Genomic DNA, 24,275 nt, shown 5'->3' with positions numbered 1-24,275 from the left:
GAAGGTGCGAATTTATCTGTCCGCGAAAATGATCAGTTGTCCGGATTCAAGGACAGCTTGGCGAGCTTGGTATAGAGCACCGAGCGGGGAATGCCCAACAACCGCGCCGCTCGGGAACGGTTGCCGCCACTGGCGGCCAGGGCCTGGCGAATGGCCTGACGCTCGGCGTCGGCTACGGCCTCCGCCAGGGGACGCAGCGGCGGGGCGGGGGGCGTCTCGCCGCTGGGCCGAGGCAGGGCGGGAGTCAGGGTGGCGGCATCGATCACGCTGCACGCCTCGTTGAGGGCCAGGGTCTGCTCCAGTACATTGCGCAGCTCGCGGATATTGCCGGGCCAGGGCTGGGCGGCCAGCAGCGCCACCGCGTCCGGAGCGATCTCGGCGCGGGGTTCCCCGCTCTCCAGGGCCAGCTTCTCGAGGAGTGCCTCGCAGAGGATGCCCATGTCGGCGGGGTGCTCGCGCAGCGCCGGCAGGCGGATGGTCAGGACATTGAGGCGGTAGTAGAGGTCAGAGCGGAAGCTGCCCTCGGCTACCATGGCCTCCAGGTCCCGGCTGGTGGCGGTGATCAGGCGCACATTCACCGGCTGCACTTCGTTGGAGCCGAGGGATTCCACCTCCCCCTCCTGGATGGCTCGAAGCAGCTTGGCCTGCAGCGCCAGGGGCATGTCGCCTACCTCGTCGAGGAACAGGGTGCCGCCATCGGCGAGCTGAAACTTGCCCTGGCGGGCCCGCTTGTCGGCGCCGGTATAGGCCCCCGGGGCCACGCCGAAGAACTCCGCTTCCAGCAGGCCCTCCGGCACCGCCGCCACATTGACCGCCACCCAGGGGCCCTCGGCCCGAGGCGAGGCGGCATGGATGGCTTGGGCCAGCACCTCCTTGCCGGTGCCGGTCTCGCCGAGCAGCAGCACCGGGGTGTGGCGGGCCGCCGCCAGGCGGGCGCGGCGCTTGACCTCGAGTACCTCGGGGCTGGCGCCGACGAAATCGCCCATCTCGTAGCGGGCCCCGCGCCGGGCCAGGGCGCGTCGGGCGGCGGCCAGGTCGCGCTGCAGGCGACGGTACTTGCTGATCATGGGGGTCAGCGGCTGGAGGTCGTCGTAGAGGATAAAGGCGACGGCGCCGATGACCCGGCCGTCGATCTCGTCATGCACCGGCAGGCGCATCACCACCAGCTGCTGGTCATGAGCCTCCATGATATCCAGCAAGATCGGGCGGCCGCTGCGCACCACCTCCGGCATGCGGGTATGGGGAATGATCCGGGCCACCGGGCGGCCGATCACCGCCTGGGGATCGCCGATCCCCAGCAGGCGGCAGTAGCTGTCGTTGATCCAGGTGATGCGGCTGTCCACATCCACCGAGATGGCCCCGGCGCTGGCCTGCTCGAAGATCGGGAAGAGGATGTCCACCGCTTGGGGGCTGAGGCCCTCCCGGGGGGACGGCGACTCGCCCCGGCGTGCTTCGCCGGGGAAGGCGGCCCGAAAGCCGCCCTCTCGCTTAGGCGTCGACATGGTTCGGGCCTGGAGCGCGTCGTTGCTTCGAGGCTGGCATGGCCTGCATGCTTAGAGCGCGGCGATCTTGTCGCGCTGTTCGGCCAGCAGGCGGCGAGCGGCCTGGAAATCGCTCAACTTGCCGCGCTCCTTCTCCACCACCGCCTCCGGGGCCTTGGCCACGAAGCTCTCATTGCCGAGCTTCTTCTCGATGCCGCCGATCAGCTTGTCCTGCTTGTCGATCTCCTTGTCGAGACGGGCCAGCTCGGCTTCCTTGTCGATCAGGTCGGCCATGGGCACCAGCACTTCCATCTCGCCGACCAACTGCGTGGCAGAAAGGGGCGCCTGGGCCGGGTCGTCGAGCCAGGCGATGCTCTCCAGTTTGGCGAGCTTGGCGAGGAAGCGACGGTTGGCCTCCAGGCGCGCCCGGTCGGCCTCGTCGCCCTTGGTCAGCAGCACGTCGAGGGGCTTGCCCGGGGCGATGTTCATCTCGGCGCGAATGTTGCGCACCGCCACGATCACCCCCTTGAGCCACTCGATATCCCGAGTGGCGGCCTCGTCGATCTTGGCCTCCTCCGGCAGCGGCCAGGGCTGGGCCATGATCGAGTCGCCCACGTCGCGCAGGGTGCCGGCCAGCGGCGCGACCTTCTGCCAGATCTCCTCGGAGATATAGGGCATCATCGGGTGAGCCAGGCGCAGGATCGCTTCCAGCACCCGCACCAGGGTGCGGCGGGTGCCGCGCTTGGCCTCCGCGGAGGCCGCGTCGTCCCACAGCACCGGCTTGGAGAGCTCCAGGTACCAGTCGCAGTACTCGTTCCAGACGAAGTCGTAGAGGGCCTGGGAGGCGTGGTCGAAGCGGAACTCCTCCATCGCCTTGGTCACCTGGGCCTCGGTCTGCTGCAACCGCGAGACGATCCAGCGATCCGCCAGGGAGAGTTCCAGCGGCTCGCCATTCAGGCCGGTATCCTCGCCCTCGGTGTTCATCAGCACGTAGCGGGAGGCATTCCACAGCTTGTTGCAGAAGTTGCGGTAGCCGTCCAGGCGGCCCATGTCGAACTTGATATCGCGCCCGGTGGTGGCCTGGGAGAGGAAGGTGTAGCGCAGGGCGTCGGTGCCGTGGGGCTCGATGCCCTCCGGGAACTCGGCGCGGGTGGCCTTGGCGATCGCCTTGGCCTTCTGCGGCTGCATCATATTGCCGGTACGCTTTTCCACCAGGGTGTCGAGCTCGATGCCGTCGATCAGGTCGATGGGGTCGAGGACGTTGCCCTTGGACTTGGACATCTTCTGGCCCTGGCCGTCGCGCACCAGGCCGTGCACGTAGACCTGCTTGAAGGGCACCTCGCCGGTGAACTTCAGGGTCAGCATGATCATCCGCGCGACCCAGAAGAAGATGATATCGAAGCCGGTGACCAGCACGCTGGAGGGGTGGAAGGTCGCCAGCTCCGGGGTCGCCTCCGGCCAGCCCAGGGTGCCGAAGGTCCACAGGCCCGAGCTGAACCAGGTGTCGAGCACGTCCTCGTCCTGGGTCAGCTCGAGGTCGGCGGACAGGCCATGCTTCTCCCGGGCCTCCTCGGCGGTGCGGGCCACGTAGACGTTGCCTTCGGCGTCGTACCAGGCGGGGATGCGGTGGCCCCACCACAGCTGGCGGGAGATGCACCAGTCCTGGAGGTCGCGCATCCAGGCGAAGTACATGTTCTCGTAGTTCTTGGGCACGAACTCGATGTCGCCGTTTTCCACCGCGGCGATGGCGGGCTTGGCGAGGCTCTCCACGGCGACGAACCACTGATCGGTGAGCAGCGGCTCGATGACGTCGCCGGAGCGGTCGCCGTAGGGCAGGGTGTTGTTGACCGTCTCGATCTGCTCGAGCAGGCCCGCGGCCTCCATATCGGCGACGATCCGCTGCCGCGCCGCGAAGCGATCGAGGCCGGCGTAGGCCTCGGGCAGGCTCGGGTCGATGTCGGGCAGTGGCCGGCCCTGGATATCGAAGGCCTCGGCCCGGGCCAGGATGGCGGCGTCCTGGGTGAAGACGTTGATCAGCGGTAGGCCCTGACGACGTCCCACCTCGTAGTCATTGAAGTCGTGGGCCGGGGTGATCTTCACGCAGCCGGAGCCCTTGTCCATGTCGGCGTGCTCGTCGGCGACGATGGGGATGCGCCGGCCCACCAGCGGCAGGATGATCTCCTTGCCGATCAGTGAGGCGTAGCGCGGGTCTTCCGGGTTGACCGCCACCCCGGTATCGCCGAGCAGGGTCTCGGGGCGGGTGGTGGCGACCACCAGGTGGTCCTTGCCCGCGTCGGTGGTGACGCCATCGGCCAGCGGGTAGCGGAAGTGCCAGAACTGGCCCTGCTGGTCGCGGTTCTCCACCTCCAGGTCGGAGATGGCGGTATGCAGGGTCGGGTCCCAGTTGACCAGGCGCTTGCCGCGGTAGATCAGCCCCTCGTCATAGAGGCGCACGAAGACTTCCTGGACCGCCCGGTAGAAGCCGTCGTCCATGGTGAAGCGCTCGCGGGACCAGTCGACGCTGGCGCCCATGCGGCGCAGCTGACGGGTGATATGGCCGCCGGACTCGGCCTTCCACTCCCAGATCTTGTCGGTGAAGGCATCGCGGCCCAGGTCGTGGCGGCTCTTGCCTTCCTCGGCGGCGACCTTGCGCTCCACCAGCATTTGCGTCGCGATCCCGGCGTGGTCGGTGCCCACCTGCCAGAGGGTGTTGTGACCCTGCATGCGCCGCCAGCGGATCAGGGTGTCCATGATGGTGTCCTGGAAGGCGTGACCCATGTGTAGGCTGCCGGTGACATTGGGCGGCGGGATCATGATCGAGTAGGGGGTGCCTTCGCCGGAGGGGGCGAAGCGGTTGTCGGCTTCCCAGCGCTGGTACCAGCGGGCTTCGATCTGTTCGGGTTGATAGGTCTTGTCCATGGGGCCTTCCGGAGCAATAAGGGTGATACCGCCCGGGAGGGCGCTTGGCGCCACCGGGGACGGGAAAAATGGGCACGATTATAGCCTGTCGCCGGGGGTGGCGTCAGCTAGAGGGGCCGCCAAGACAAAGCGACCGCGGGTGAGATCGCTGAGGGGCGCTGGGGGCAGGTCGGCGCAAAGCGTCTTTTTCAGGGATGAAAAAGTCGAGCGCCCATGGATGGGTTCACAGCGTCTTTGCGGAGTGCCTGCCCCCAGGATAGCCCCGGGCCTCTGAGGGAGGAGCCGGCGCTTAACGGCGCTTGCTTAGGTCGTGGGCGGTGACCGGGTAGCCGCGCTTCTTGTAGGTCTGCCAGCAGGCGCGCTTGGTGGTCAGCACCCGCTGGTGCTGGTTGATGATCTCGGCGACCCGCTCGAAGCGGGAGAACCACTCGGGGATCTCCGGGTGCAGGTTGAGCAGGGCCTGGACCTCCCGGGCCGGGTCCGGCGGCGCCTCCCAGCCCAGGGTCACCGGCACCGTCTCGGCCTCGGCGCTGCCCAGCAGGGCATGGGGCAGGTAGGCGTCGTCGCGGAAGTTCCAGAGGCGCTTGTCCAGGGCCTGGCCCATGACCTCGTCTTCGCAGTGCAGATGCAGCCGATAGCCCTTGCCGGCGATGGTCTCGGCGAGCCGGCAGGCGAAGTCGAGGCGGGCGTCCAGGGTGGTCTCGGGGAGGATATAGAAGTCGACTCGGGTCATGGGAGCCCTGAGGGGGTCGGCGGAATAGCGAATTTGGCCATCGGTGCCGCCGGGCCTCGGGGGCTACCCTGGGGCAAGCACTGCGGCTTGCCCCAGGGTCCCTCGAGGAGACGGCGGTGAGACCGACATTGGCAGGACTTATACCAGGCGGGTCAGCCAGCCGTACTTGTCTTCGCTGCGACCATACTGCAGGTCGAGCAGCTTGGTACGCAGGCGCTTGGCCACCTCGTTGTCGCTCTTGGCGGCCAGGCGGATCGGCCCCTCCTCGGTGACCAGTTCGCCCACCGGGGTGATCACCGCGGCGGTGCCGCAGGCGAAGATCTCGGTGATCTCGCCGGAGGCGGCGCCCTCGCGCCACTCATCGATGCTGATCGGACGCTCTTCTGGGGTCAGTCCCTCGTCCTTGGCCAGGGTCAGCACCGAGTCGCGGGTCACGCCCTCGAGGATGGTGTCGGTGAGCCGCGGGGTGGCGATGCGCCCATCCTTGTAGACGAAGAAGAGGTTCATGCCACCCAGCTCTTCGATCCACTTGTTCTCGGCGGCATCGAGGAAGGCCACCTGGCCGCAGCCATTGTCGCTGGCCTCCTTCTGGGCGGCCAGGGAGGCGGCGTAGTTGCCACCGCACTTGGCGAAGCCGGTGCCGCCGGGGGCGGCGCGCTTGTAGTGTTGCGAGAGCCAGATAGAGACCGGCTCGATGCCGCCCTTGAAGTAGGCGGCCGCCGGCGAGGCGATCACGTAGTAGTCCACCTCCCGGGCCGGGCGCACGCCGAGGAACTTCTCGCTGGCGATCATGAACGGACGCAGGTAGAGGCTGCACTCGTCGGCCGCGCTCTGCGGCGTCGGCACCCAGGCATGGTCCTGGGCCAGCAGCGCCTTGATCGAGCCGATGAAGTCCTCGTCGGAGAGTTCCGGAAGGGCCAGGCGGCGGGCGCTGCGACGGAAACGCTCGGCGTTCTTCTCCGGGCGGAAGGTCCACACCGAGCCGTCGGCGTGGCGGTAGGCCTTGATGCCCTCGAAGATCTCCTGGGCGTAGTGCAGCACGGCGGCGGCGGGGTCCAGGGTCAGCGGGCCGTAGGGGCGCACCTCGTGACCGTGCCAGCCGGCATCGAGGGTCCAGCGCACATGGGCCATATGGTCGGTGAAGTGCTGGCCGAAGCCGGGGGCGGCGAGGATATTGTCACGCACGGCGTCGGCCGCGGGATTCGTGGAGGGCAGCAGGTCAAAGCTTGCAGTGGACACGGCAAAAGGGTCTCCGCTATGGCCGGCGGCATCAGGCGCCGGCGTCTCTCGAGCGATACGGGGTGGCGGGCCGAGGCCCGCCGGGTGTCACAGATGTAAAGGTTGGCGGCGAGATTGGCAACCCTAGGCGGCGTCGCCGTCCTCGATCTGGCCCTCGGCCTCGCGATCCAGCAGGTACTGTGTCAGCAGGCCCACCGGGCGGCCGCTGGCGCCCTTCTGCTTGCCGGAGTGCCAGGCGGTGCCGGCGATATCCAGGTGCGCCCAGGGGAACTGATCGGCGAAGCGCGACAGGAAGCAGGCGGCGGTGATGGTGCCCGCGGGACGACCGCCGATATTGGCCAGGTCGGCGAAGTTGGAGTCGAGCTGCTCCTGGTACTCGTCCCACAGCGGCAGGTGCCAGGCACGGTCCCAGGCGGTCTCGCCGGCATCCAGCAGGTCCAGGGCCAGGTCGTCGTCGTTGGAGAGCAGGCCGGTGGCGTGGTGGCCCAGGCCGATGATGCAGGCGCCGGTCAGGGTGGCGATATCCACCACGCTGGCGGGGTGGAAACGCTCGGCATAGGTGAGGGCATCGCACAGCACCAGGCGCCCCTCGGCGTCGGTATTGAGCACCTCCACGGTGAGCCCCTTGAGGGTCTTGATGATGTCGCCGGGCTTGGTGGCGCGGCCGTCGGGCATGTTCTCGGCGGCGGCGACCACGAACACCAGGTTGAGCCGCGGCTTGATGGCGAGGATCGCCTTGACGGTGCCGAACACGCTGGCGGCGCCGCACATGTCGAACTTCATCTCGTCCATGGCCTCGCCGGGCTTCAGCGAGATGCCGCCGGTATCGAAGGTGATGCCCTTGCCGACCAGCACATGGGGCGACTCCTCGGGGTCCTCGGCGCCCTGATACTTCATGACGATCAGTCGCGAGGGCTGCTCGCTGCCGCGGCCCACCGAGAGCAGGCTATGGGCGCCCAGGGCTTCCAGGGCGGCCTCATCGAGGATTTCGGCGGTCAGGGCACCGCCGGAGGTGGCGGCCAGCCCTTCGGCCTGCTCGGCCAGGTAACTGGGAGTACAGACATTGCCCGGCAGGTTGCCCAGTTGGCGGGTCAGGTTGATGCCCTCGCCGATGGCGGCGCCGATGCGTGCGCCCTCGGTGGCGGCCGCGGCGTCATCGGCCTCGCTGACCAGCAGGGTAACCCGCTCGAGGCGCGGCTTGGGGGCCGGCTTGGACTTGAAGTCGCTGAAGCGATAGCCGGCGCGCAGGGCCGCCTCGGCGGTCATGCGCGCCTTCCAGTGGCTGTTGCGATCGGCCACCGGCACGTCGGTGAAGGCCACGGCGGCGTCGTCCACCGGCAGGGCGGCGAGCTGGGCGAAGGCGGCATCCAGGGCCTTGCGCAGGGCGGCCTCGTTGCATTTGGCGGCATCGCCCAGGCCCACCAGCAGCAGGCGCTCGGCGTTCAGGCCGGGCGCGAAGGGAACCAGCAGCACCTTGCCCAGGTCGGCCGAGAAGTCGCCGCGCTCGATCAGCTGGCCGATCAACCGCTCGCTGGCATCGTCGAGCTTGGCGGCGGCGGGCAGCAGCTCGGCGTCCTTGAACACCGGAACCACGAGGCAGGCCGTCTCGGCCTTGGCCGGATTGGCCGTCTGAACAGGGAATTCCATGGCGTCTCCACAAGACAAGCGAAGGGGGATTCTGGATAATGCCGGCACGGCAGGCCGCCGCGGCCGAACCCCCAGTGTACGCAATGCGAGGCCGCAATGCATGGGGTGACAAGGACGCCACGGCAATCGATGCGGAGACCCTCTTGATCCTATTTCGTTACCTGACCCGCGAGATCCTGCAGACCATGGCCGCCGTGGCCGGGGTCCTGCTGCTGGTGATCATGGGCAGTCGTTTCATTCGCTACTTCTCGAATGCGGCCGAGGGCGAGATTCCGGTGGCCATCCTCGGCAACCTGATGCTCTTTCACCTTCCCGGCTTCCTGGAGCTGATCCTGCCCCTGGCCTTCTTCCTGGGGGTGCTGCTGGCCTATGGGCAGCTCTACCTCAACAGCGAGATCACCGTGCTGGTGGCCTGCGGCATCAGCCCCGCGCGGCTGCTGCAGGTAAGCCTGGTGCCGGCGACCCTGGTGGCGGTGCTGGTGGGCCTGTGCAGCCTGTGGCTGACCCCGGCGGGGGCCCTGCAGACCGCCATCAGCCTGGAGGAGCAGCGCAGCCGCCTCGACTTTACCGCCCTGGCACCGGGGCGCTTCCAGGAGTTCGGCGGCGGGCGTACCGCCTATGCCGAGGCCTTCAGCGAGGATGGTCAGGAGATGCGCGGCGTCTTTATCAGCGAACGCCAACGGCGCGGCGATGGCAGCCCGGAGAGCGTGGTTACCCGTGCCGAGAGCGGTTATCAGACCGTGGATCCCGAGACCGGCAGCCGCTTCCTGGTGCTGGCGAACGGCCAGCGCTACAGCGTCGACCCGGGCCGCCCTGAGGCGGAGGCGCTACGCTTCGGTACCTATGCGGTGCGCCTCGCCGTCGGCGTCGAGCGCCGCGAGCTGGGCAGTCCCGACTATGCCACCACCGCGGCGCTGTTCGACGACGCCGATCCCGAGGCCCGGGCCCAGCTGCAGTGGCGGCTGTCGCTGCCACTGATGGTCTTCGTGCTGGTGTTGATGGCCATGCCGCTGTCGCGGGTCAATCCTCGTCAGGGGCGCTTCGCCAAGCTGTTGCCGGCGATCTTTCTGCATATCAGCTACCTGAGCCTGCTGCTGGCGGCCCAGGACGGCATCGCTCGGGGGGCCTGGCCGGCGGTCATCGGCATGTGGCCGATTCATCTGGGCTATCTGCTGATCGGCCTCGGCCTGTTGTGGCAGGCCCAGCGACGGGGGATGCGCTGATGCTGGCCGATCGTCTCGACCGCTATATCGCCCGCAATGTGCTGGCCGCCATCATCGTGGTCCAGGTGGTGCTGCTGGGCCTGGATCTGGTGATCACCTATATCAATGACCTGGATGACGTCCGGGGCGACTATGGCGCCTTCCAGGTGTTGCTCTATCTGCTGATGCGCCTGCCCTGGCGGCTCTACCAGTATGCCCCGGTGGCGGTGCTGATCGGTGCCCTGATCGGCCTGGGGGGCATGGCTTCCAGCAACGAGTTGACCGTGATGCGAGCGGCGGGCCGCTCCCTGACGCGGATCCTCTGGGGGGTGATGAAACCCGTGCTGCTGATCGTCGTGGTGCTGCTGGGCATCGCCGAGTTCGTCAGCCCGCGTAGCGAACAATTCGCCACCGCCTGGCGGCTGGAGAAGATGCAGGGGGAGGGCGCCGTGCTCTCCCAGAGCGGCGGCTGGCAGCGGGAGGGGGATACCTTCTACCGCTTCGGCGCCATCCGTGCCGATGATACCGTGATCGAGCTGACCCGCTACGAGTTCGAGGGGGACCGCCTGCGCAGTGCGACCCAGGCGGCCCGGGCGGTGTGGGAGGGCGAGGCCTGGCGCCTGGAAGAGGTGGCGGTGACCCGCTTCGAGGACGAACGCACCCGAGTGGCCCAGCACGACACCCTGGCCTGGGAGACCCGGTTCACCCCGCAGCAGCTCGAGCGCCTGCTGCGGGACGTGGAGAGTCAGGCGCCCAGCGAACTCTGGGCCTATGCCCGCTTCCAGCGGGCCCAGGGGCTCCAGGCCACCCAGCCGCTGCTCTATTTCTGGCAGAAGCTGCTGATGCCGCTGACCCTGGCCTCCCTGGTGCTGGTGGCGGCCTCCTTCGTGTTCGGGCCGCTGCGCAGCGTGGCCGCCGGGACCCGGGTCTTCTACGGGGTGATCACCGGCCTCGGCTTCAAGTACCTGCAGGACCTGCTGGCGCCGGCCTCGACCCTGTTCGGCTTCTCGCCGGCTTGGGCGGTACTGGGCCCGACCCTGCTATGTGCCGCCCTGGGGCTCTATCTGCTGCGCCGCTCGGGCTAAGCCGGCACCCATTCGCAAGATGAGGACGCAAATCGATGCAACGAGGCCGTTTTTCCGACCTGGATCGCACCTGGCCCGCCGGGTTGGGACGCCGTCTGGGCGCCATGCTCTACGATACCCTGGTGGTGATCGCCCTGTGGATGGTGCTGGGGTTCGTCGCCGTGGCCCTCAACGGTGGCGAGGCCAACGAGACTCCGCTCTTCCATAGCGTGCTCCTGGTGGCCACCTTCGCGTTTTTCGCCTTCTCCTGGATGCGCGGCGGCATGACCCTGGGCATGCAGGCCTGGCGGCTGCGCATCCAGACGCCCGAGGGAGCACGCATCAGCCTGACTCAGGCGCTGCTGCGTTTCTTCGTCGGCCTGGCCTCCTGGGTCGCCCTGGGGCTCGGCTACTGGTGGGTCCTCTTCGATGGCGAGAAGCGTAGCTGGTCGGATATCGCCTCGGGCAGTCGGGTGGTCGTACTACCAAAGAAGTAATTGCTAATGATTCGCAAGGGGGTTGCCATAGTCTCTGCGAATCATTTACATTTGTTCTCGTAATGAATCGCGAGGACACCCGCATGTATGTCTGTCTGTGCAAGGGAGTAAACGACCGGGCCATCCGCGACGCCGTGGAAGAGGGCGCGCGTAGCTGGCGTGAAGTGCGCGAGCGCACCGGTTGCGCCACTCAGTGCGGCAAGTGTGCCGGCACCGGCAAGGGCATCATGCGTGAGGCCATTTCCGAGGAGATGAGCCTGGCCGCCCAAGACCTCGCCTACGCGGTGTGAGCCTCGTGAACCTAACGCATTCCTGTTTTCGCTCTCCGGCGGTAATTCCCCGCACCTGATAACTTCTCGTAACCTGCTGTTATTCATGGAAAATTAATAAGTTCTGTCGCATACTTTCGGAGTCCCCTGCCGAAGGTGCGCCGAGTCGTGCCTGGCATCCAGAACCAGCGAGGAGATTCCCATGAAAGGCGACGCCAAGGTCATCGGCTACCTCAATACCGTGCTCGGCAATGAGCTGGTGGCCATCAACCAGTATTACCTGCATGCCAAGATGTACCAGGACTGGGGCCTGAAGGCCCTGGCCAAGTGGGAGTACGAGGAGTCCATCGAGGAGATGAAGCACGCCGATACCCTGATCGAGCGTATCCTCTTCCTCGAAGGACTGCCCAACCTGCAGGACTATGGCAAGCTGTTGATCGGCGAGAATACCCGCGAGATGCTCGAGTGCGACCTCAAGCTGGAGCACAAGGCGCGCAAGGACCTGATCGAGGCCATTACCCACTGCGAGAAGGTCAAGGACTATGTGAGCCGCGACCTCTTCCGGCATATCCTCGACGAGGAAGAAGAGCATATCGATCACCTGGAGACCGAGCTGGGCCTGATCGATAAGGTGGGCCTCGAAAATTACCTGCAGAAGCAGATGCACGCCGCCGACTGAGTCGTGGGCCGGCGTCATGCCAGGAGGGCTATGTCGGCGCCATTATCCCCGTCCCCCGCGGCGGCCCTCAGGGTCGTGGGCCAGAGCCTCCATCTGGAGGGCGACTGGACCACCCTGCGCCTCTCGGCGGTGGCCGACGAGGCGCTTGCCCTGGCACCCCAGGCGCCCTGGCGGCTGGTGGCCCATGACCTGACACGCCTGGACAGCAATGGAGCGCGGCTGATCGGCCTGCTCGGCGATGGCGGCCCTCCCGAAGGGCTCGATCCCCGCTGGCAGCCGCTTGTGACCCTGGTGCAAGGGGCCGCGGCCGAGGCCCCGAGGTCGGCCTCGCCTCGGCGGGGCGTCCTGCACCGGATCGGCGAGCGGGGTCTGGCGCCCCTGGCAAGCCTTCGCTCCCTGCTCACCATCCTCGGCCAGCTGCTGCTGGCGCTATTGGCTCTGCTCCGTGATCCTCGCCGCCTGCGCTGGCGCGAGACCCTCAATGTGCTCACCGCCAGCGGTGCCATGGCGGTGCCCATCATCGCCCTGCTGGCGTTCCTGCTGGGCGGCGTGCTGGCCTACCAGGGCGGCATTCAACTGCGCCTGTTCGGCGCCAATATCTTTATCGTCGAGCTGGTCACCCTGACCCTGTTCCGCGAGTTCGGCCCCCTGATCACCGCCATCATTGTCGCCGGCCGCTCTGGGGCCGCCTTTACCGCGGAGCTCGCCACCATGCGCGGCAACCGCGAGATCGATGCCCTGATGACCCTGGGACTCTCCCCGGTGGAGCGATTGCTGCTGCCCAAGTGGCTGGGGCTGGTGATCGCCATGCCGCTGCTCACCGCCCTGGCCAATGCCGCCGGCCTGGTGGGGGCCATCCTGGTGGCCGACGGCCTGCTGGGGGTGGGCTTCGAGACCTTTTACCGGCGGGTGCCGGAGGTGGTGGCGGCCCAGCACTTCTGGGTGGGCATCGGCAAGTCGGTGGTCTTCGGCATGGTGATCGCCCTGGTGGGCTGCAGCGAGGGCATGCGCGCCCGGGGCGATGCGGAAAGCATCGGCCGCAACACCACCGCCAGCGTGGTGCAGTCGATCTTCTGGGTGATCGTGCTGGATGCGCTCTTCTCGATCCTCTTCAACGAACTGGGGTGGTAGGCATGGACGTGCCCACACCGATCCGCTTGCGCGCTATCGAGACCCGCTTCGGTGCCACCCGGGTACACCGCGGCGTCGACCTGGAGGTGCGCCGTGGCGAGGCCCTGGGGCTGGTGGGGGGCAGCGGCAGCGGCAAGTCGGTGCTGCTGTCGGTGATCTCCCTGCTCAAGGCGCCCAGCGCCGGCGAGCTGGCGCTGTTCGGCGAGCGGCTCGACAGCGCCATGGACGAGGCGACCCTGATCCCGGTGCGCCGGCGCATCGGGGTGATGTTCCAGCAGGGGGCGCTGTTCTCTTCGCTGACGGTGCTGGAGAACGTCATGCTGCCGCTGAGTGAGCACAGCGACCTGCCGGCGACCCTGGTCGAGGAGTTCGCGCGCCTCAAGATCGCCCTGGTGGGGCTGCCCGCGGCGGCGGCGGAGCGCTATCCCCGGGAACTCTCCGGCGGTATGCTCAAGCGGGCGGGTGTCGCCCGGGCCCTGGCCCTGGACCCGGAACTATTGTTGCTGGACGAGCCCAGCGCCGGCCTCGACCCGGTCAGTGCCGCCGAACTGGACGCCCTGCTCAATACCCTGCGTCATGCCTTGGGCCTGACCCTGGTGCTGGTCACCCATGACCTGGACTCGCTGTTCACCGTCACCGATCGGGTCGCCTACCTGGGCCAGGGACGGGTGCTGGCGGTGGCTCCGGCGACCGAGCTGAGCGAGAGTCGCGAACCGGAGATCGCCCGCTATTTCGGCAATGCCCGCGCCGCGCGTTTTCGTGCACCGGGAGGGGGCTGAGGAGTCGTTATGCAGACACGCATCAATCCCGCCCTGGTGGGGGGCTTCGTGCTGGGGCTCTCACTGCTGCTGGTCGGCATGGTGGTGTGGCTGGCCGGGGATCGGGACCAGTCCGACTACCTGCGCTACCGGGTCGAGGTCAGCGAGTCGGTGGCCGGCCTCAGCGAGCGGGCCACCGTCACCTACCGGGGCGTCGAGGTGGGTTTCGTAGAGGCGATTCGCCTGAGCCCCGACCTGGAGCGCATCGAGTTGCTGCTGCGCGTCGCTCCCGACTACCCGTTGCGCGAAGGCACCGTGGCGACGCTGCGCAGCCAGCTGCTGACCGGGCGCAGCAGCGTCGAGCTTTCCGGCGGCGAGGGGCCGGCCCTGCCGCAAGGGGGGCCGCCGCCCGCGATCGCCTATCAACCGTCGCGACTCTTTCAGCTCGATCAGGTCCTGGGTGAGGCCCTAGATCGGGTCGACTTGATGGCCGAGCGGTTGGACGGCATCGGTGCCAGTATCGAGGCCCTGCTGGGTGAGGAGAACCGTGACTCGGTCGCGCGGCTGCTGGAGAGCGTGGCGGGCAGCGCCGAGCGCCTCGAGGCCCTGTTGGACGACGAGGCCATGGCCAGCTTCCAGACCACCCTGGATAACCTGGCGGTGATCAGCACCCGGCTGGAGCGCTTCTCCGGTGGGGCCCTGGCCGATCTGGATGGCCTGGGCGACGAGGCCCGCGGCGTGCTGGCGGAGCTGGGCTCGACCCTGGAGCAACTGACCCGTGGAGCCAGCGAGAGCTTCAGCCTGACCGGCGAGCAGGCGCGCCAGACCCTGCGCCGCTTCGATCGCCTGGTGGAGGAGTTGGCGACGCTGACCCGGGAGCTGGAGGCCAATCCACGCCAGTTGCTGTTTGGTCCCGAGCGCCATCCGCCGGGGCCCGGCGAGCGATAACTCCCCAAGCAAGGAGCGCTTATGCGTATGTCACGCCTACTCCCTGTGCTGTTATGCGGCCTGCTGCTGGCGGGGTGTGCCGGGGCGGTGAGCCGGGAGGCACCCACCCCGCTGCGCCTGGAGCCGGTGGCGGCGCCCGCCACCTACGCCGAGAAGCTGGCGCGCCTGAGCGTGGAGTCGCCACGTATCGGCGCCGCGGTGGATCCCCACGACCTGCTCTACAGCGAGGAAGACTTCCTGCGTCGCCCCTATGCCCGGGTGCGCTGGGGGGCGCCGCTGGGCCAGCAACTGGGTGACCTGGTGGTCGAGCAGTTGACCCGCAGCGGCCTGGTGGGAGCCATTCAGCAGGGAGGCGACCCGCGCCTGGAGATCGAGGTGGTGGAGTGGCTGCATGACTATCGGGGCGAGGCGCCCATGGCGCGGATCGCCCTGCGCAGTAGCCTCTATCGGGACGAGCGAGTGGTGGCCCAGTGGCGCTGGTCGGACCGCACCGTCTTTACCCCCGCGGGGCCCCTGCCGGGGCTGGCCGCCCAGCAGCGGCTGTTGGAGACTTGGCTCGCGGAGTTGTTGGCCTGGCTCGATGGCCTGCCGGAGTAGTCCGCGCTTTTAGCCGTGGCGAAAGGCCTTCTCCAGCGCGAAGCGCGGCTGCTCCTCGCCGTCTTTCACCACCGTCTCGGTAAACATCGCCAGGGGGCGGACCCAGAGGCCGTACTCCCCATAGAGCGCGCGATAGACCACCAGTGGCTCCTCGGTCTCGCTATGCCGGGCCAGGCCCATCACTTCATACAGGGGGCCCTTGTAGTGGCGATAGATACCGGGTGCCGGGACGGTCGTGCTCATGGGGTCTGCTCCTGGGGTTCCTGAGTGGTTTGCTGCTGCGCCTCGCGCTGGGCGCGGCGGGCGAGGCGAGCCATTACCCGGGCGGCGGCGGCGAAGCCGAAGCTGCCGGTGACGAAGGTAGCGGCGCCGAAGCCCTCGGCGCAGTCGAGGCGGGTGGCATTGCCGGCGCCGGGCTTCTGCAGGCACACCTCGCCGTCGCTACCGGGATAGACCAACTGCTCCTCGGAGTAGACGCACTCCACGTCGAAGCGTCGCTTGGGATTGCGCGAGAAGCCGTAGTCCCGGCGCAGCCGCGAGCGCACCTTGGCGAGCAGGGGGTCGTGCTGGGTGCGCGCCAGGTCCGCCACCCGGATGCGGGTGGGATCGGTCTGACCGCCGGCGGCACCGGTCACGGTGATCGGCAGCTTGCGGCGCCGGCACCAGCCGATCAGTGCCGCCTTGGCGATCACGCTGTCGATGGCGTCCACCACATGATCGGCGTCCGCGGGCAGGCGCTCGGCCAGGTTCGCCGGCGTCACGAAGGCGGTATCCGCCACCACCGTCATCTGCGGGGCGATGGCCCGGCAGCGTTCCGCCAGTACCTCCACCTTGGGGCGACCGATGGTGCCGTCCAGGGCGTGGAGCTGGCGATTGACGTTGGAGACGCAGACGTCGTCCAGGTCGATCAGGGTCAGCTTGCCGATGCCGGCCCGGGCCAGGGCCTCCACCGTCCAGCTGCCCACGCCACCCACGCCCACCACCACCACATGGGCGTGGCGGAAGGCGTCGCTGGCGCGGCGGCCATAGAGGCGGCGGATGCCGCCGAAACGCAGGTCGTAATCGTCGTTATGCATCAACGGGATTCTCGGAGTCTGTCTGGGGCTGAGGCCAGGACACGGGCGGCGACTCATGCCAGGCGACCCCGCCGCGGGGCAGATGGCCGGCCCAACCGAAGCGCTCGAAGAGCGCCGTCATGCCGGCATCCAGGGGTGCGGTGACGTCGAGCCAGCGGCTCTCCCGGGGATGCTCGACGCCCAGCGATACCGCCGCCAGCAGCAGCCGGGGGCAGCCCAGCCGTTCGGCGAAGAAGCGGTTGTGCACCCCCTTGCCGTGCTTGGCGTCGCCGATGATCGGGTAGCCGCGCCGAGAGAGATGCCGGCGGATCTGATGGCGGCGCCCGCTATGGGGGCGCGCCTCCATCAGCGAGTAGCGGCTCTGGGGATAGCGATCCACCGCCACCGGCAGCTCCACGCTATCCAGGCGACGCACCTCGGTCAGCGCCGCCTGGGCCGGCATCTCGGCCTTGGGGCGGGGCCCATCCTCTTCCCGCAAGGCGTAGTCGAGGCGCGCCGCCTCGGGGCCGATGCCGCGCACCACCGCCAGGTAGCGCTTGTGGATACGCTGCTCGGTGAAGGCGGCGTTGAGCTCGGCGGCGGTGCGCGAATCCAGGGCGAAGAGCATCACCCCGGAGGTGGGGCGATCCAGGCGATGCACCGGGTAGATCCGCTGCCCCAGCTGGTCGCGCAACTGCTGCACCAGGAAGCGGGTCTCGCCCCGGGCCAAGGGACTGCGATGGACCAGCAGCCCGCTCGGCTTGTGCACCGCCACCAGGTGCGCGTCCCGGTAGAGGATGGCGATGGGGGTGTCGTCGGGGGAATGGCTTATGGGCACTACTTGCAAGACCTGAGCATCGGCAAAACGGGGCCTATTGTCGCCGCTGGGCGCCGTCCTGTCACGATGGCTGTCGCCCTATTACAGGAGCCACCACCTTGGTCGTCTCGCCGTGATCAGAGGATTCCGCCAGGCTAGGGGTGCCGCCTCTGGAGTCCGCCATGAAACTCTCTGCCGCCTATCGCCTCGCCGCCACCATCCTGCATGGCTTCGATGAGTACCGTACCCGCTTCCGGGCCATCACCCGGGACGCTAGCCGGCGTTTCCGGGACGCCGCCTGGCGGGAGGCGCAGCAGGCCTCGGCGGCGCGCATCAACCTCTACGACGACAAGGTGGCGGCGACCCTGGGGCGACTCCAGCGCACCTTTCAGGCCGAGGTGCTGACCCACTGCGAGTGCTGGCGGGAGGCCAAGGCCCACTACGCCGAGCTGATCGACCAGCGCCTCGACTACGAGCTCGCCGAGACCTTCTTCAACTCCCTGTTCTGCTCGGTCTTTCACCACCGCCATATCCGCGACGACTGGATGTTCGTCTACAGCTCCCGGGATAGCGCGCCCCGCCATTCGGGCATCTGCCTGACCCGCACCCGGCGGGTCGCCGGCGACTGGGTCGGCGCCCTCCATTGGGCCCTGGGGGAGGCGCGCCTGGAGACCCCCTTCGACGACCTCGAGCGGGACGCTCGCCTGGGCGCCGACTTCCTGGTCGGGCATCTCCCCGCGATGCTGCGCGACGCCGACGATACCGAGATGGAGCTGCTGGAGAGCGTCTTCTATCGCAACAAGGGCGCCTACCTGGTGGGGCGGCTGCGCGGCGGCGCCGAGCAGTTGCCCCTGGCGCTGCCGATCCGTCATGGCGATGGCTATGGCGAAGAGGCGGGGGCCAGCGAGGGCCTGCACCTGGATACGGTGCTGATCGAGCCGGAGGAGGTCTCGATCATCTTCTCCTTCACCCGGGCCTACTTCCAGGTCGATACCCAGGTGCCCGGCGAGTGCGTCGACTTCCTCCAGGAGCTGATGCCGGACAAGCCGGAGGGGGAGCTCTACTCCGCCATCGGCTTCTATAAGCACGGCAAGACCGAGTTCTTTCGTGGCCTCAACCGCCAGGTGGCCAAGCGCGAGGATCGCTTCGTTATCGCCCCCGGGGTGCGCGGCATGGTGATGGCGGTCTTCGTGTTGCCCTCCTATCGCACCGTCTTCAAGATCATCAAGGATCGCTTCGACCCGGCCAAGGAGGTGACTCACCAGGTCGTTCGCGACAAGTACCAGTTGGTCAAGTGTCACGATCGGGTGGGGCGCATGGCGGATACCCAGGAGTTCTCCAACTTTATCGCCCGCCGCGATCATTTCGACCCGGAGTGCCTCGACCACCTGCTGGAGGTGGCACCCTCCACCGTCTCGCTGCGCGACGACAAGGTGGTCATCAAGCACTGCTATGTCGAGCGGATGATGACGCCCCTGAACCTCTACCTGGAGCAGTGCGATGCGGCGGAGACGCGCGCCGTGCTCAAGGACTACGGCAATGCCATCAAGCAGTTGGCGGCGGCCAATATCTTCCCCGGCGATATGCTGCTGAAGAACTTCGGGGTCACCCGCCACGGCCGGGTGGTCTTCTACGACTACGACGAGATCTGCTACCTCACCGAGTGCCACTTCCGGCGCCTTCCCCGCAGCCATGCCGCGGGGCAGGGGGAGCCCGCGGAGCCCTGGTTCTCGGTGGGACCCGATGATATCTTCCCGGAAGAGTTCGGCCCCTTTATGGTCGCCAACCCCGAGCTGCGCGCGCTGTTCACCGAGCTGCATCCGGAGCTCTTCGACCCCGATTACTGGCAGGGGCTGCAACGAGCGATCCGCGACGGCAAGGTGATCGACGTGACCCCCTATCGTGACAAGCAGCGCTTCGTCGAGACGGCTGCCCCGACCCACTGACGATTCATCATGAGCGAGTCCCCCCATCTGGTGGTATTGAGCGGCGCCGGTATCAGCGCCGAGAGCGGTATCGCCACCTTTCGTGCCAGCGACGGCCTCTGGGAGAACCACCCGGTGGAGGCGGTGGCCACCCCCGAGGGCTGGGCACGGGACCCCGAGCGGGTGCTGCGCTTCTACGATGCGCGCCGCGACCAGGTGCGCCGGGCGCGTCCCAATGCCGCCCACAAGGCCCTGGCGGCCCTGGAGAAGCGGGGCTTCCGGGTCAGCATCATCACCCAGAACATCGACGACCTCCACGAGCGGGCCGGCTCCCGCCGGGTGCTGCACCTGCATGGGGAGATCCTCCAGGCGCGCTCCACCGCCGACCCCGGCATGCGCTATCCGCTGCGTCGCGGCGGCATTCGCCTCGGCGATCTCTGTGACCTGGGCAGTCAGCTGCGCCCCGACGTGGTGTGGTTCGGCGAGCCGGTGCCCCGCTACGTCGAGGCCCAGGAGGTCGTCGCCGAGGCGGACCTGCTGCTGGTGGTGGGCACGTCGCTTGCGGTGATGCCGGCGGCCTCCCTGCTGCACCAGGCCCCGCTGGATGCCGAGGCGATCCTGGTCGATCCCCAGGCCCACCAGTTGGCGCCCCCGGGGGTGGTGCGCTTGAACCAGCCCGCCGGTCAGGGCGTGCCGGCCCTGGTCCGGCACTGGACGCGGGAAGGGCGGCTATGGATGCCGGAGACGCTGCTGGAGTAAGCGAGAAGGCGCTATCTCAGTGGCCATGGTCGCCATCGTGGTGATCATCGCCACCGCGGTGCCATCTCCCTCGAGGCCCTATCGCCGGGATCTTGCTCGGCGTGGGTGTCGAGACTGGTTCACCCCATACGGTCGAGCGCAGCCAGTTTTCAGGCATCGCCTAGTCCGGGACCGCCGCTCGCGTTGCCAGCCACTCCCGGGGGGCGTGTCCCTTCACTCGCCGAAACTCGCGGTTGAAGTTCGATTTGGTGTTGAAGCCGCTGTTCAGCATGGCCGAGGTGACGCTTTCTCCGGCCTCCAACTGCAGGCAGGCATGCTCGATTCGATACGCATTGATATAACGCGAGACGTTTTCGCCGGTCGTCTGGTTGATGGTGCTGGAGAGCAGCTTGGCCGGGACTCCCAGCTTGCGTGACAGCCGGTTCAGGGTGAGGCCAGGGTCGAGGAACAGCGTCTGCGAGGTGACGAGGTGGTCGAGTCGCTCTATCAGTGCGCGGTTTTGTTCGAGATCCATTACTGGTGGGGGTTCTGCCGCCGGGCACGCCTCGTTGGGTTCGCTTTCCAGGCTTCGTGACAGGCAGAGCGCGCCGAGCACCAGCAAGATCAGCGAAGAAAAGACGCCGATGATCCACGCTTGCAGCCGGCCCTGTCCCAATACCTGGTCGAGCAGGATCAGGATATCGCTGAACGCGGAGGCGATCAGCGCCAGTGCGATGACCCGCCAAATCAAGCCGGGACGCTCGCCGCTTTCCAGTCGGGGGAGCGGGAGATTGCCTGGCCCTTGTTTCAGGGCGATCAGCAATGCCACCCCATAGGCGACGAAACCGCTGGGAATGACGATATCGAGGACCTGGGGCGCGAATGCCATGCAGAAGGCGACGAAGGCCGGCAAGAGCAGATGCGGTAGGTGGCGGGATGGGGCAAAGGCGCGTATGGCGGTGACCTGAAAGATGATCCAGGCGAGAGGGGGGATCAGTGTCGCCGTCACCGGCTGGACGGTATGGAATAGCGTCACACCATAATGCTGATTGAGTGAGATGACGGTGCCCTGTACGGCACAGGCCAGTATCAGCAAGACGAAAGGCCAGGGGCGGTCGCGACGAGCCAGGGTAAGAATGGCCAGGTAGGCGAGGAGGATGGCGACGATCATCGGAATGGGCAGTGACGGCATGGGGGAGACTCGCAGACAGAAACGGTTCCATTAAGACGCTGGAATCATAGACCTGGAATCGGTCGCACTCGACCTAAAACGGGATTCAGGACGCGGAGGCTCGCCGGGCGCCGGAGAATGAGAGGCCCCTAGGTCTTGAATGGAGAAACCGATGAAAGCGCTATGTGTCGCCGCCGCCCTGGGCATGTTTTCCTTGCCTGTCCTGGCGGAATCGCTGGCCGGATACGACCGCCTGGATATCAATACGTCGCATCGTGCCAGCCTCGTCGAGGGCTCGATCTGGTATCCGGTTGGCACTCCCACTTACCGTAGCATGATCGGCAGCGGGCCGATCTTCCATGGCCGGCCCGCCTATGTCGGCGCCGCGATTGCCGAAGGCAGGCATCCGCTGGTGCTGCTATCGCATGGCTCGGGCGGCAACATGGACGCGCTGGCCTGGCTGTCGTCGGCGCTGGCCCTCAACGGGGCGATGGTGCTGGCCGTCAACCATCCCGGCAGTACCACGGGCGACAGCTCTCCACGCCGCTCGATACGCCTCCAGGAGCGTGCCAATGATCTGACGGCGGCGCTCGACCAGCTATTGGCCGATCCGCAGCTTGCCGCCCATGTGGATACCTCGCGCATCGCGGCCCTGGGCTTCTCGCTGGGAGGGGCGACCGCCCTGAACCTGGCCGGGCTACGGGTAGACTGGGCCGCATTTGGTGACTACTGCGCGTCGTCACAGGGACGCGAAGTCGATTGCCGGTTCTTTGCCAAGGGGGGGATCGTCCCCGACACCTTGCCCGATGGCATCGAGCAGGAGGCGCTCGATACGCGGATCAGCCGTACGATTGCCGTCGATCCAGGGTTTGGTTATGCCTTCACCGAGGAGAGCATCGCCGATGTGGAAGGGGCGGTACTGCTGCTCAATCTTGGCGATCCCGACACGCGTTGGCGGGCCGTGGATATGGGGCCGGAAGGCAGCGATCTGGCCGCTCGACTACCTAACGCCACCTACCTGAGTATCGCCCCGGCCAATCATTTCACTTTCTTGGCCGAATGCCGCGACGGGGCGGTGGAGCGCCTTGTCGAAGAGGGCGAAGACCCGATCTGCAGTGACCCCGAGGGCACCGAGCGCGGGGTGGTGCATGCTCGGATCATCGACACCATCGTGAGATTTCTGGGGCTCTGACGCCCCGTAACGATCGAAGCGTGGGTCGCCGATGGTAGACTGTGCGGCCCCCTCTCTCGGAATCCGAGCGTTATGCTGGACGATATTCCCCCCGACTCCATTACCGATCGCGATCCCGCCACCGGCCATCCGCGCCCGCCACGCCGCGAGTTCAAGGCCCGGGGCAGCTTCGTGGAGCGTTGCGCGGGTTGCAACCTGCCGACGCTCAACTGCCTCTGCCCCTACCGGGTCGAGGCCGAGAGCACGGCCCGGGTGTGGCTCGTGACCCACCCCCTGGAGCATCATAAGCCCACCAACACCGGGCGCCTGATCCGTGACGTGCTGGGCAATACCGAGGTCTTCACCTGGTATCGCACCGCCCCGGACGAGCGCCTGCTGGCGCTGTTGGCGGACGAGCGTTATGCCCCCTTCGTGATCTTCCCCGATGACCAGCCCGACTATGCCCATCGGGTGGTGGGCAGGGAGGCGGTGGCGGCGGTCCGGGCCGAGGGACGGATTCCGGTCTATGTGATCCTCGACGGCACCTGGCGCCAGGCGCGGCGTATCTTCCGCAAGAGTCCCTATCTCGAGGCGCTACCGGTACTGCCGCTGCGCACCGAGCGGCTGACCCGTTATCGGCTGCGCAAGCCCGCCTCCGAGGCCCATCTGTGCACCGCCGAGGTGGCCGCCGAGCTGCTGCGCCAGGGCGGTGACGGCGCTGCCGCCGAGATCCTCGACGACTATTTCCAGGTCTTCAACGACAGCTATGCCGCCAGCCGCCGCTTCGAGAAACTCGAGACGCCGACGCCGGCCATGACGCGGCTGCTGGCACGCCGCGCCGCCGGCACCTGACATGCCATCGCCCCGGGCGGAGCCGGGGCGATAGGGGGTTAGGGCAGGGCGCGTTGGGCGCTCAGGAACCACTGCCGAATAGCGCCCCGGCGATGCGTAGTCCCGCCACCCAGGTACCCGCGGCGGAGCCGATGGTGGCCAGCATGAATACCAGCAGGGTGCGCGAGACCTGGTTGCGCCACCAGCCCTTCACGCTGGCCACGTCGTGGCGCAGCGCGGAGAAGTCGCGTACCTTGGGCTTGCGCATGGCCAGCTCCACCCCGGCGGCGACGAAGCCGGCGCCGATGGTGGGATTGAGGGAGGTCAGGGGCGCGGCGACGAAGGTGGCGGCGATGGTCACCGGGTGGCCCAGGGCGATGGCGCTACCCAGCGCCGAGAGCACGCCGTTGATCAGGAACCACTCGCCCACCAGTTGCAGCCCCAGGCCGGTGTCCCGGGAGAAGCCGATGGCGAAGCCGGTCAGCACCAGGGCGGTGATAAGCCACGGCAGCAGTTTCCAGATCCGCGAGCGGGGCGGGGTGTGTTCCAGGGCCTCACGCTCCACGCCGGGGGCCTGGGGCAGGGGCGCCGCCAGGTGCTCGCCGAGGCCCTTGAGGTGGCCGGCGCCGATCACCACCAGCACATTTCGGTAGCGGCCGGGATTCTCCTCCGCCAGGCGCAGCGCCATATAGCGATCCCGCTCGCGGATCAGCGGGGTATAGAGGGCCTCGGACTGCTCGGCGAATTCGCTGAAGGTGGACTCCAGGACGTCGCCCTCCTTGAGCCGCTCGATCTCCGCCGGGGAGACCTCCTGACGCGAGACGACGCTGCTCAGCAGGCCGGTGATCAGCCCCATGCGCTGCCACCAGGGCACATTGGTGTAGATGCGCTTGAGGGTGATGCCCACGTCCCGGTCGACCAGCAGCAGGGGCAGGCCCGCCGCCTCGCTCTCCTCCAGGGCGGCGCGCATCTCGGCGCCGGGCTCGATGCCGGACTGCTCGGCGAGGCGCTGCTGGAAGGCGCCCAGCGCCAGGCTGGCGGCCACCATGCCCGCCTTGCCCTGGCGAAAGACCTGGAAGAGATCCTGGTCGGCCAGGGCGTCCGGCTCCACCAGGCTATGGTGGCGCGAGGGGCAGAGCTCGATGGCCACCGCATCGAAGTCGCCGGAGCGGATCAGTTCACGCACCTCCGCCGCGCTCTGGGCGGAGACATGGGCGGTACCCAGCAGGGTGTAGCGGGTCTCGCCCACCTGCAGCACCTGGCGCGGTCCCGCCGTCGTGGCCTCCGTTCGGGAGGGCTCGGCGGCGGTGATGTCCTGGGAGTCGGTCATGGGGGCTCGGCATCTGGGAGTGGATGGGGCGATTATCCATAAAGCCGGGCCATCGGCGCAAACCCTTGGCTCC

23 protein-coding genes are annotated in these 24,275 nt (G+C 67.7%); 13 read left to right on the top strand and 10 right to left on the bottom strand.

The genetic code is table 11. From position 1 onward, the window contains the following. Window positions 1-32: 32 nt before the first annotated feature. From HPA02_RS04975 to HPA02_RS04955, 5 genes are all read right to left on the bottom strand, one after another. A complete protein-coding gene (locus tag HPA02_RS04975; protein ID WP_146801982.1) occupies window positions 33-1,502 on the bottom strand; it encodes a sigma-54 interaction domain-containing protein in 1,470 nt (489 codons plus the stop codon). 51 nt (window positions 1,503-1,553) lie between these two features. Continuing rightward, window positions 1,554-4,400: a valine--tRNA ligase gene (locus tag HPA02_RS04970; RefSeq protein WP_146801981.1), complete on the bottom strand. Its 2,847-nt coding sequence runs from the start codon at window positions 4,398-4,400 to the stop codon at window positions 1,554-1,556. 289 nt (window positions 4,401-4,689) lie between these two features. After that, window positions 4,690-5,133, bottom strand: a complete 444-nt coding sequence (locus tag HPA02_RS04965; protein ID WP_146801980.1) for a DNA polymerase III subunit chi — start codon at window positions 5,131-5,133, stop codon at window positions 4,690-4,692. Window positions 5,134-5,271: 138 nt separating this feature from the next. Further along, entirely contained in the window at window positions 5,272-6,372 is a 1,101-nt protein-coding gene (locus HPA02_RS04960) for a branched-chain amino acid aminotransferase (protein WP_146801979.1), read from the bottom strand. A 123-nt stretch (window positions 6,373-6,495) separates the two neighbouring features. Continuing rightward, window positions 6,496-8,019, bottom strand: a complete 1,524-nt coding sequence (locus HPA02_RS04955; protein ID WP_146801978.1) for a leucyl aminopeptidase — start codon at window positions 8,017-8,019, stop codon at window positions 6,496-6,498. Between the two features lie 143 nt (window positions 8,020-8,162). Here HPA02_RS04955 and lptF point away from each other — a divergent pair, with 143 nt between their 5' ends. The 9 genes from lptF (at window position 8,163) to HPA02_RS04910 (ending at window position 15,164) form a co-directional block, all read left to right on the top strand. Then, on the top strand, window positions 8,163-9,242 hold the full coding sequence (gene lptF, locus HPA02_RS04950) for an LPS export ABC transporter permease LptF (protein ID WP_186809929.1): 1,080 nt from the start codon (window positions 8,163-8,165) through the stop codon (window positions 9,240-9,242). Further along, window positions 9,242-10,306, top strand: coding sequence for an LPS export ABC transporter permease LptG (gene lptG, locus HPA02_RS04945; protein ID WP_146801976.1), 1,065 nt, complete (start codon window positions 9,242-9,244; stop codon window positions 10,304-10,306). The genes lptF and lptG overlap by 1 nt, the downstream gene beginning before the upstream one ends. A 35-nt stretch (window positions 10,307-10,341) precedes the next feature. Continuing rightward, on the top strand, window positions 10,342-10,782 hold the full coding sequence (locus tag HPA02_RS04940) for an RDD family protein (RefSeq protein WP_146801975.1): 441 nt from the start codon (window positions 10,342-10,344) through the stop codon (window positions 10,780-10,782). A gap of 83 nt (window positions 10,783-10,865) precedes the next feature. Further along, a complete protein-coding gene (locus HPA02_RS04935; RefSeq protein WP_146801974.1) occupies window positions 10,866-11,072 on the top strand; it encodes a (2Fe-2S)-binding protein in 207 nt (68 codons plus the stop codon). A 181-nt stretch (window positions 11,073-11,253) separates the two neighbouring features. After that, window positions 11,254-11,730: a bacterioferritin gene (gene bfr / locus HPA02_RS04930; protein WP_146801973.1), complete on the top strand. Its 477-nt coding sequence runs from the start codon at window positions 11,254-11,256 to the stop codon at window positions 11,728-11,730. 30 nt (window positions 11,731-11,760) lie between these two features. Continuing rightward, entirely contained in the window at window positions 11,761-12,861 is a 1,101-nt protein-coding gene (locus tag HPA02_RS04925; protein WP_146801972.1) for an MlaE family ABC transporter permease, read from the top strand. Window positions 12,862-12,863: 2 nt separating this feature from the next. Further along, window positions 12,864-13,640 (top strand): ABC transporter ATP-binding protein, encoded by a 777-nt coding sequence (locus HPA02_RS04920; protein WP_146801971.1) that lies wholly within the window; start codon window positions 12,864-12,866, stop codon window positions 13,638-13,640. 9 nt (window positions 13,641-13,649) lie between these two features. Continuing rightward, window positions 13,650-14,567, top strand: a complete 918-nt coding sequence (locus HPA02_RS04915; protein ID WP_146801970.1) for an MlaD family protein — start codon at window positions 13,650-13,652, stop codon at window positions 14,565-14,567. Window positions 14,568-14,594: 27 nt separating this feature from the next. Continuing rightward, on the top strand, window positions 14,595-15,164 hold the full coding sequence (locus HPA02_RS04910; RefSeq protein WP_186809928.1) for an ABC-type transport auxiliary lipoprotein family protein: 570 nt from the start codon (window positions 14,595-14,597) through the stop codon (window positions 15,162-15,164). A gap of 9 nt (window positions 15,165-15,173) precedes the next feature. Here HPA02_RS04910 and HPA02_RS04905 read toward each other — a convergent pair whose 3' ends face one another. The 3 genes from HPA02_RS04905 to HPA02_RS04895 are packed head-to-tail and all read right to left on the bottom strand — an operon-like array spanning window position 15,174 to window position 17,057. Next, window positions 15,174-15,407, bottom strand: coding sequence for a DUF1653 domain-containing protein (locus HPA02_RS04905; protein WP_146801968.1), 234 nt, complete (start codon window positions 15,405-15,407; stop codon window positions 15,174-15,176). Then, window positions 15,404-16,240: a tRNA cyclic N6-threonylcarbamoyladenosine(37) synthase TcdA gene (tcdA, locus tag HPA02_RS04900; protein WP_232340936.1), complete on the bottom strand. Its 837-nt coding sequence runs from the start codon at window positions 16,238-16,240 to the stop codon at window positions 15,404-15,406. Before tcdA ends, HPA02_RS04905 begins: the two co-directional genes overlap by 4 nt. Then, complete coding sequence (locus tag HPA02_RS04895; RefSeq protein WP_244945861.1) at window positions 16,233-17,057, bottom strand: pseudouridine synthase; 825 nt, start codon at window positions 17,055-17,057, stop codon at window positions 16,233-16,235. The genes tcdA and HPA02_RS04895 overlap by 8 nt, the downstream gene beginning before the upstream one ends. A gap of 161 nt (window positions 17,058-17,218) precedes the next feature. Here HPA02_RS04895 and aceK point away from each other — a divergent pair, with 161 nt between their 5' ends. Beyond that, entirely contained in the window at window positions 17,219-18,982 is a 1,764-nt protein-coding gene (gene aceK / locus HPA02_RS04890) for a bifunctional isocitrate dehydrogenase kinase/phosphatase (RefSeq protein WP_146801966.1), read from the top strand. Window positions 18,983-18,991: 9 nt separating this feature from the next. Then, on the top strand, window positions 18,992-19,720 hold the full coding sequence (locus HPA02_RS04885) for an SIR2 family NAD-dependent protein deacylase (RefSeq protein WP_146801965.1): 729 nt from the start codon (window positions 18,992-18,994) through the stop codon (window positions 19,718-19,720). 160 nt (window positions 19,721-19,880) lie between these two features. On the opposite strand, the gene HPA02_RS04880 is transcribed toward HPA02_RS04885, so the two are convergent. After that, entirely contained in the window at window positions 19,881-20,891 is a 1,011-nt protein-coding gene (locus HPA02_RS04880) for a helix-turn-helix domain-containing protein (RefSeq protein ID WP_146801964.1), read from the bottom strand. 151 nt (window positions 20,892-21,042) lie between these two features. On the opposite strand from HPA02_RS04880, the gene HPA02_RS04875 reads away from it, so the two are divergent. Together HPA02_RS04875 and HPA02_RS04870 are read left to right on the top strand one after the other, a co-directional pair. After that, window positions 21,043-22,062, top strand: a complete 1,020-nt coding sequence (locus HPA02_RS04875; protein ID WP_146801963.1) for an alpha/beta hydrolase family protein — start codon at window positions 21,043-21,045, stop codon at window positions 22,060-22,062. Window positions 22,063-22,134: 72 nt separating this feature from the next. Then, window positions 22,135-22,893, top strand: a complete 759-nt coding sequence (locus HPA02_RS04870; protein WP_146801962.1) for a tRNA-uridine aminocarboxypropyltransferase — start codon at window positions 22,135-22,137, stop codon at window positions 22,891-22,893. Between the two features lie 61 nt (window positions 22,894-22,954). Here HPA02_RS04870 and HPA02_RS04865 read toward each other — a convergent pair whose 3' ends face one another. Then, complete coding sequence (locus HPA02_RS04865) at window positions 22,955-24,202, bottom strand: TraB/GumN family protein (protein WP_146801961.1); 1,248 nt, start codon at window positions 24,200-24,202, stop codon at window positions 22,955-22,957. Window positions 24,203-24,275: the final 73 nt, after the last annotated feature.

The organism is Bisbaumannia pacifica, from assembly GCF_007989625.1.
Lineage (GTDB): Bacteria > Pseudomonadota > Gammaproteobacteria > Pseudomonadales > Halomonadaceae > Bisbaumannia > Bisbaumannia pacifica.
This window is presented reverse-complemented; position numbering and strand designations above follow the sequence as displayed.

What these genes read in the sequence shown, in the direction of transcription:
- HPA02_RS04975 (WP_146801982.1), bottom strand. Translation starts at nt 1,502, where the DNA reads ATGTCGACGCCTAAGCGAGAGGGCGGCTTTCGGGCCGCCTTCCCCGGC.
- HPA02_RS04970 (WP_146801981.1), bottom strand. Translation starts at nt 4,400, where the DNA reads ATGGACAAGACCTATCAACCCGAACAGATCGAAGCCCGCTGGTACCAG.
- HPA02_RS04965 (WP_146801980.1), bottom strand. Translation starts at nt 5,133, where the DNA reads ATGACCCGAGTCGACTTCTATATCCTCCCCGAGACCACCCTGGACGCC.
- HPA02_RS04955 (WP_146801978.1), bottom strand. Translation starts at nt 8,019, where the DNA reads ATGGAATTCCCTGTTCAGACGGCCAATCCGGCCAAGGCCGAGACGGCC.
- lptG (WP_146801976.1), top strand. Translation starts at nt 9,242, where the DNA reads ATGCTGGCCGATCGTCTCGACCGCTATATCGCCCGCAATGTGCTGGCC.
- HPA02_RS04940 (WP_146801975.1), top strand. Translation starts at nt 10,342, where the DNA reads ATGCAACGAGGCCGTTTTTCCGACCTGGATCGCACCTGGCCCGCCGGG.
- HPA02_RS04935 (WP_146801974.1), top strand. Translation starts at nt 10,866, where the DNA reads ATGTATGTCTGTCTGTGCAAGGGAGTAAACGACCGGGCCATCCGCGAC.
- bfr (WP_146801973.1), top strand. Translation starts at nt 11,254, where the DNA reads ATGAAAGGCGACGCCAAGGTCATCGGCTACCTCAATACCGTGCTCGGC.
- HPA02_RS04925 (WP_146801972.1), top strand. Translation starts at nt 11,761, where the DNA reads ATGTCGGCGCCATTATCCCCGTCCCCCGCGGCGGCCCTCAGGGTCGTG.
- HPA02_RS04920 (WP_146801971.1), top strand. Translation starts at nt 12,864, where the DNA reads ATGGACGTGCCCACACCGATCCGCTTGCGCGCTATCGAGACCCGCTTC.
- HPA02_RS04915 (WP_146801970.1), top strand. Translation starts at nt 13,650, where the DNA reads ATGCAGACACGCATCAATCCCGCCCTGGTGGGGGGCTTCGTGCTGGGG.
- HPA02_RS04910 (WP_186809928.1), top strand. Translation starts at nt 14,595, where the DNA reads ATGTCACGCCTACTCCCTGTGCTGTTATGCGGCCTGCTGCTGGCGGGG.
- HPA02_RS04905 (WP_146801968.1), bottom strand. Translation starts at nt 15,407, where the DNA reads ATGAGCACGACCGTCCCGGCACCCGGTATCTATCGCCACTACAAGGGC.
- tcdA (WP_232340936.1), bottom strand. Translation starts at nt 16,240, where the DNA reads ATGCATAACGACGATTACGACCTGCGTTTCGGCGGCATCCGCCGCCTC.
- aceK (WP_146801966.1), top strand. Translation starts at nt 17,219, where the DNA reads ATGAAACTCTCTGCCGCCTATCGCCTCGCCGCCACCATCCTGCATGGC.
- HPA02_RS04885 (WP_146801965.1), top strand. Translation starts at nt 18,992, where the DNA reads ATGAGCGAGTCCCCCCATCTGGTGGTATTGAGCGGCGCCGGTATCAGC.
- HPA02_RS04880 (WP_146801964.1), bottom strand. Translation starts at nt 20,891, where the DNA reads ATGCCGTCACTGCCCATTCCGATGATCGTCGCCATCCTCCTCGCCTAC.
- HPA02_RS04875 (WP_146801963.1), top strand. Translation starts at nt 21,043, where the DNA reads ATGAAAGCGCTATGTGTCGCCGCCGCCCTGGGCATGTTTTCCTTGCCT.
- HPA02_RS04870 (WP_146801962.1), top strand. Translation starts at nt 22,135, where the DNA reads ATGCTGGACGATATTCCCCCCGACTCCATTACCGATCGCGATCCCGCC.
- HPA02_RS04865 (WP_146801961.1), bottom strand. Translation starts at nt 24,202, where the DNA reads ATGACCGACTCCCAGGACATCACCGCCGCCGAGCCCTCCCGAACGGAG.